At 30.5% G+C, this 1,853-nt stretch carries 3 protein-coding genes; all 3 read right to left on the bottom strand.

The features are described 5' to 3' along the window. Positions 1-156: 156 nt before the first annotated feature. Positions 157-912 (bottom strand): hypothetical protein, encoded by a 756-nt coding sequence (locus HMPREF2794_RS29430; RefSeq protein ID WP_083312035.1) that lies wholly within the window; start codon positions 910-912, stop codon positions 157-159. A gap of 93 nt (positions 913-1,005) precedes the next feature. Further along, entirely contained in the window at positions 1,006-1,146 is a 141-nt protein-coding gene (locus HMPREF2794_RS28885; RefSeq protein WP_153880819.1) for a hypothetical protein, read from the bottom strand. 27 nt (positions 1,147-1,173) lie between these two features. Continuing rightward, a partial coding sequence (locus HMPREF2794_RS28880) for a hypothetical protein (protein ID WP_070751295.1) occupies positions 1,174-1,853 on the bottom strand: 680 nt, incomplete at its 5' end.

Below are 1,853 nucleotides of genomic sequence, written 5' to 3'. Positions count from 1 at the left end.
TCCCTGAAAATTTGTTTTTGTAATCTTCTTCATATTATTCTATTTATCATTATACAAGAAACACGAAAAATTGAAGCTCTTCTATTTATTTCAATAAAAAACAGCAATAACTGCATTTTTATTACAATTTTAAGCTATATAGACTGCCAAACGAATCTACTTTGCCTTTAAAATCTCCTCAGTCTTATCTAAACCTGTATAAAAATCAATATTCGCAAAATGACACAAATATCTCCAAAAATAAAGCGTCAAGAATATTTGCACATCACGGTCCGTTTTAAAATCACTGCAGATATTATCTTTATTTGTAGCAATTACCCCCCACAACACTGTAGTAGGAATAACTCCAGTCATATCTATCAAATTACAAATGTTTTTCATTGCAGGATGAGAAGCATGATCCAACTCCCTTTGCTTATAAGTAAATCCACTAATATCGATTTTAAATGGAAGAGCTACATTTTCTACTTGTTCTCTGCCATATACATACTTTGCGGAGTCAGTAATAAAATGGACACGATGAGGATCATCCAGATTCTTTTTTTTCAGAATCGCACGAAATTCGTCTGTTCGTCCGTACTCAGATATTGAAACACCTGCCGGCACATACACTGCACAAGAATCATTCAAATCGACTCCATCCAAAAAATAGGAATAGAGCCAACCAGAATAAAGCTTCTTATTTATTTGCTTTAACCGTTCTTTGTCAACTTCCAATAAATAATTAAAATGATATCGTTCCATCCCTTTTACCAATAAGTCAATAGCATCTTTTTGACCGTAATTCTCCTCTAATGTTACCTGAAAAAAACTTACCATTTCTGTTTCTAACAAAGTTATTTCAGCTTCCTTATTTTGCCCACAGGCAGAGAACACAATGAACTGAAATAAAAAAATAAAACTATATTTCATATTAATACTGATTTTAAAATTATAATTAGATATCTACTATTACTTCTAGAAATGATCATATAAAGATAATTATTTCATAACTATTTCAGAAGTTTAAGGAGAGTTGGGATTATTCCAATTACCACGCCAATAGCCACTAGAATAATCACCAACGTAATGCTGCATTTTTTCTTCTCCCAATATCAAAAACAATTGTTTTAATCCTCTAAAGTTTTTCTTTGTAATCTTCTTCATAATATTGTATTTATCATTAATCTCAATTTACTGAATTAAGTTTTTCTTCTCATATGGAATAACATTAATTATAGAATCTTGCTGAGGTTCAACAAATTGAATATAATCTTTTGGATCACGATATCTAAAAACTCCTTCTAAAGACTTTATATATTTATTCAAGTTCTTTTTAGCTTTATTATTATACAAAAAATACAAACGAATGGGACATCTTCCATTTTTTTGTATAAGGACAACATGACAATAACTGTATTTTTTCTTATATTTCTTCCATACTGTTAAAGGGTAAGTAATAACAGTATCCGCATTAAATGCCATATTAGCATACTTAGAAGATTCATAACGAAGGGGAAGCTCCCGCCACGAAATATTATTTTTACCTGTATTGAATTTAAAATCATACATGATCCTACTAATGTGATATGTATTGATATCTAGTTTTAGCTTCTGTAGATACGGAAAGTCGATAAACTTAGAATCTTTGGAGGCAACTGGAACAACATCTATAAAAACAATACAGTTCTCATCTTTCGATATAAATTTATTGTCAAAAAAGGGAGCAAAAGGAAGTTGTCGCGTGTAATATTTCGAGCGTAAACACTCCAAATACTCAGTTTCCATTGTTTCCAACACAAAATTTGAAGGTGAAGTGTATTTTACTTGATTTCGAGCCAAGGTATAAGCACTATGAACAAAAATATCGCCTA

It is taken from the genome of Bacteroides sp. HMSC067B03 (assembly GCF_001811315.1).
Lineage (GTDB): Bacteria > Bacteroidota > Bacteroidia > Bacteroidales > Bacteroidaceae > Bacteroides > Bacteroides faecis.
This window is presented reverse-complemented; position numbering and strand designations above follow the sequence as displayed.

Coding starts and splice junctions, on each gene's coding strand:
- HMPREF2794_RS29430 (WP_083312035.1), bottom strand. CDS start 912: ATGAAATATAGTTTTATTTTTTTATTTCAGTTCATTGTGTTCTCTGCC.
- HMPREF2794_RS28885 (WP_153880819.1), bottom strand. CDS start 1,146: ATGAAGAAGATTACAAAGAAAAACTTTAGAGGATTAAAACAATTGTTT.